Annotated in this window: 4 protein-coding genes; 3 read left to right on the forward strand and 1 reads right to left on the reverse strand. The window is 59.3% G+C overall.

Going from position 1 to position 4,257, the window contains the following annotated elements; genetic code table 11:
* Window positions 1-1,119 (forward strand): bifunctional 2-methylcitrate dehydratase/aconitate hydratase (locus AB5Y85_RS03635; protein ID WP_368221204.1); only part of this gene is annotated, 1,119 nt, incomplete at its 5' end.
* A gap of 99 nt (window positions 1,120-1,218) precedes the next feature.
* On the opposite strand, the gene AB5Y85_RS03640 is transcribed toward AB5Y85_RS03635, so the two are convergent.
* Window positions 1,219-1,947 (reverse strand): hypothetical protein, encoded by a 729-nt coding sequence (locus AB5Y85_RS03640; RefSeq protein WP_257686937.1) that lies wholly within the window; start codon window positions 1,945-1,947, stop codon window positions 1,219-1,221.
* A 259-nt stretch (window positions 1,948-2,206) separates the two neighbouring features.
* On the opposite strand from AB5Y85_RS03640, the gene AB5Y85_RS03645 reads away from it, so the two are divergent.
* Together AB5Y85_RS03645 and AB5Y85_RS03650 are read left to right on the forward strand one after the other, a co-directional pair.
* On the forward strand, window positions 2,207-2,539 hold the full coding sequence (locus AB5Y85_RS03645) for a polyhydroxyalkanoic acid system family protein (protein ID WP_100645872.1): 333 nt from the start codon (window positions 2,207-2,209) through the stop codon (window positions 2,537-2,539).
* A gap of 255 nt (window positions 2,540-2,794) precedes the next feature.
* Window positions 2,795-4,225: a wax ester/triacylglycerol synthase family O-acyltransferase gene (locus AB5Y85_RS03650; protein ID WP_236297193.1), complete on the forward strand. Its 1,431-nt coding sequence runs from the start codon at window positions 2,795-2,797 to the stop codon at window positions 4,223-4,225.
* Window positions 4,226-4,257 lie beyond the last annotated feature (32 nt).

Here is a 4,257-nt window from a genome sequence, read left to right on the forward strand (position 1 = left end):
GAGTGGGGTCACCCATCCGACAATCTGGGGGGCATTCTGGCCACTGCCGACTGGCTCTCCCGTACTCGCGTGGCCGAGGGCAAGGCGCCGCTCACCATGGCCGATGTGCTGGTGGCCATGGTCAAAGCCCACGAAATTCAGGGGGTGCTGGCGCTGGAGAACTCCTTCAACCGGGTCGGTCTCGATCACGTGGTGCTGGTCAAGGTCGCCAGCACCGCCGTGGTGACTCATATGCTGGGGGGCACCCGCGATCAGGTGATCGATGCGGTCTCCCAGGCCTGGGTCGATGGTCAGAGCCTGCGTACCTACCGCCATGCCCCCAATGCGGGTTCCCGCAAGAGCTGGGCGGCGGGGGATGCCACCTCGCGCGCGGTGCGCCTCGCCCTTATCACCATGAGCGGCGAGATGGGCTATCCCGGCGTACTGAGCGCGCCCAAGTGGGGTTTCTACGACGTGCTGTTCAAGGGCAATCAGTTCGCTCTGCATCAGGGGTACGGCAGCTATGTGATGGAGAACGTGCTGTTCAAGATCTCCTATCCCGCCGAGTTCCACGCCCAGACTGCTGTGGAGTGCGCCATGAAGCTGCACGCTCAGGTGAAGGGGCGTCTGGAGGAGATCGACCGCATCGAACTCACCACCCATGAGTCGGCCATTCGCATCATCAGCAAGGTCGGCACCCTCAACAACCCGGCCGATCGGGATCACTGCCTGCAATACATGGTGGCGGTGCCGCTCATCTTCGGGCGCCTTATCGCCGAGGATTACGAGGACGATGTCGCCGCCGATCCCCGCATCGACACGCTACGCGGCAAGATGGTGGTACAGGAGGACAAGCGTTACAGCCGCGAATATCTGGAGGCAGACAAGCGATCCATTGCCAACGCTATCCAGATCTTCTTCAAGGACGGCTCTCACACCGCCAAGGTGGAGGTGGAGTATCCGGTCGGCCATCGTCGCCGTCGGGAGGAGGGGATCCCGCTGCTGGTGGAGAAATTCCAGCGCAATCTGGCCACCCGCTTCCCGGCCAAACGGGTCAACGATATTCTGGCCCTCTGTCAGGATGGGCCGCGCCTTGCCGCCACCCCGGTACACGCCTTTATGGATCTGCTGGTGATCTGACCGGTCTTGTATTGGGCTACATATCGGCAAGCAGTGATAAACGAAAAGCGGGCTCATCGGCCCGCTTTGTTATTCTGGCGGCTTATCCCTCGATAAGCCTTACCACAGCGCACTGCTGTCGCCGTTAAAGAGCGCCGTCATGATCGCCGTCTCACGACTGGCGATGGTCTCGAGAAACTCGTTGGCACGCCCCATCTGATGACACACTTGATAACCACGCTCGACAAAGGAGAAGAGCTCGCCAAGCCCCGCCAGATGGGCGGGACCTGACACCAGTTTGAGGGTTGCCCCCAGCAGTGGCTTTCTCGCCAGTCTGTCCAACGTCATCCCAAGCTCGCTCACCAGCGCAATCTGATGTTCCCGGCGCGCCTGTTCACCCACGGCACGATAGGCGATGGTGTAGTGGTCCGGCGTGATGGGATCAATGCCATCAATGCGCCGTAGCGCCACCACCATCAGGTAGTCCAGCTCTTCAGAGAGAGCATCAAGCTCGATCGCCTGCGCCAGCACCTTGAGACCGGACTCCGGCAACAGCCGCTCGGCGGTCGGCATCACCCGCATCACGTCCGCATCGCGGCGGGCGCAATCCCCGGGGCCATAGAGATCGGTCAGGAAAAACTCGGCGGCGGGGCCGTAGCGGTCACTCTCCAGTAGATCTCGATGGGTTCGCCCCAACCGGTCGGCCTGCCACTGGCGTAGCCGATCCCGATCCTGCTGATCTTCCGGGTGGGCACGCATCTGCTCGCGCAAGGCTGCAACCCGCTTGAGCAGGCGGTAGAGCCGACCCAGGGTGCTATCGTCGTCGTGGGCATGTTCTTGATGCGTCATCTACAGCTCTCTGGCCTTGGGCCCATTGATGGGGATTGGGTGATACGAAGATACAAGTGAATGAAAAACAAGCAGCTTTTGCTGACCGTTCCGTGACAAGTGTAGCGCGCACGGGGGAGGGAATAAATGCCATGCCCCGCTGATGGCCTGCATCCCTCTCGACTCTGTTAAGTGAGTCCCATTTATGTGAACCATCCTTTCATTTGTTGTGAACATGTGTTTAATATCAATAACTAACTTATGACCCAGAGTAACGACCATGTTCTTCAACTCGCTCGCTGGCAGCAGCGCACTCTCTACCATCCAGATCAGCCGTCAGCATCCGCTGGGACTGGCCGCCGCCCGGATCGCGGCCGAAGCCATCGCTGCGGACATGAGCGAGAGCTATCAACTCGATTGCGAATGGGCAGATGAAGAGGAGACCGAGCTACGCTTTCGCGGCTCAGGGGTACATGGCACTCTCACCCTGGACGAAGATACCCTGGAACTGGAAGTGCATCTTGGTTTGATGCTGTTACCAGTACGCAGCGTACTGGAGCAAGAGATCCTCGATTATGTCGACAATCGCTTACCTTGCCCCAAACGTGTTTGAAACTCTTCGTTGCACTGGTTTTAAATAAACCAGCTGTAAACGATGGCTGTTTGAAATAAGTTGGCAAGCCATATGGTTTGTCATATTTATTATCCGGCCAAGTCTAGATTCTATTTTGTAAGTAATCTTTCATCTTTATTTCATATTTCGAGTCGGCACTCATTAATGTCATTCTGATTGCATCAAGCCTTCATCCGGATATGAGGGAAGGAGCAATTTGCCGCCTCGGTAAATTCATTTTGTAGGGAAACAACCATGCCACTGAGTGAATTTATCTCCTGCGTCGATACCGCCTGGTTACGCATGGACAGACCCAACAACCTGATGCAGATCATCGGTGTCCTGATGTTTGAAGGAGAACTTGATGAAGCGCGTCTGCGGGCCGGATTACGCCATACCATTTCGGTGCAACCCCGCTTCCACCAGCGGGCCGTGCTGGAGGGGGGCTCCTACTACTGGCGTCATGATCCCGATTTCGATCTCGATCAGCACCTCAAGCGAGTGATCCTGCCGGGTGAAGCGGGCAAGCTGGAGCTGGAGAAGCTGGTGGCCGATCTCGCCTCGACGCCGCTCAACCACCAGCGCCCCCTGTGGGATATGCACCTCACCGACACTTCGCTGGGTGGGCAAGCGCTGGTGGTGCGCATTCACCACGCCATGGGCGACGGCTTCTCGCTGGTGCGGGCCATGCTGACCATGATGGATAACACCCCGGAAGGGGCGCCGCGACCACCGTCACCGGAGCCACTGGATGACAGCGATGACGAGGATGAGGAGGATTGCCACCAGGGCAGCCGTCTGGTGCGGGCCGGCCTCAAGCTGACCGGTAGCCTCTGGTCCAAATATGTCGAAGTGGTCACCCATCCCACCAAGGCGGTGGATTACCTCAAGACCGGACGGGATGTGGCGAGCGAGCTGTGCAATATCGCCACCCTCGGTGATGATTCACCCTGCCGCCTGCGTGGCAAGACCACCAGCACCAAGCGGGTGGCCTGGTCGGAGCAAATTGATCTACCGGATATCAAGGCAGTGGGCAAGGTTCTGGGCTGCTCGGTCAACGATCTGCTGATCGCCGCCACCGCAGGGGCGTTTCGCCACTACCTGCAGGAGAAGGGGGATGATGCCAACAAGGTCAAGATCCGCGCCCTGGTGCCAGTCAATATGCGTGCACCGGACGATGAGGGGGCACTTGGCAACCGCTTCGGGCTGGTGGCCCTGGACTTGCCACTGGATGTTGAACACCCGTTGCAGCGGCTCTATACCGTGCGTGACCGGATGCAGGCGCTGCGCACCTCGCTGCAACCCGTGGTAGTGCTCAACCTGTTACATGCCCTTGGCATGGCACCCAATGCGGTGCAACAGCAGGCTGTCGAGCTGCTCACGGCCAAGGCCAGCGCGGTGATCACCAACGTGCCCGGCCCGCAGCAGACCCTCTATCTGGCCGGCGCAAGACTGCGTCAGCCGCTGTTCTGGGTGCCGCAATCGGGGGATATCGGCGTCGGCGTCTCCATCCTCTCTTACGATCACAAGGTGCAGCTTGGCCTTATCACCGACAAGAAGCTGGTTCCGGATCCGGATCGGGTGGTCGAGCGGTTTGCAGTGGAGTTCGAGCAACTGCTGTTGCTGGTGCTGATGGAGCCGGAGCTGCTGTTTGACCCCAACGGGCTGGATGCGCTGCTCGGTTGAGCGAGCATTTGAGCGACCGGTGACGGCGTAGC

This window comes from Aeromonas sp. R3-1 (assembly GCF_040908345.1).
In the GTDB taxonomy this organism is placed as follows: Bacteria; Pseudomonadota; Gammaproteobacteria; order Enterobacterales; family Aeromonadaceae; genus Aeromonas; species Aeromonas veronii.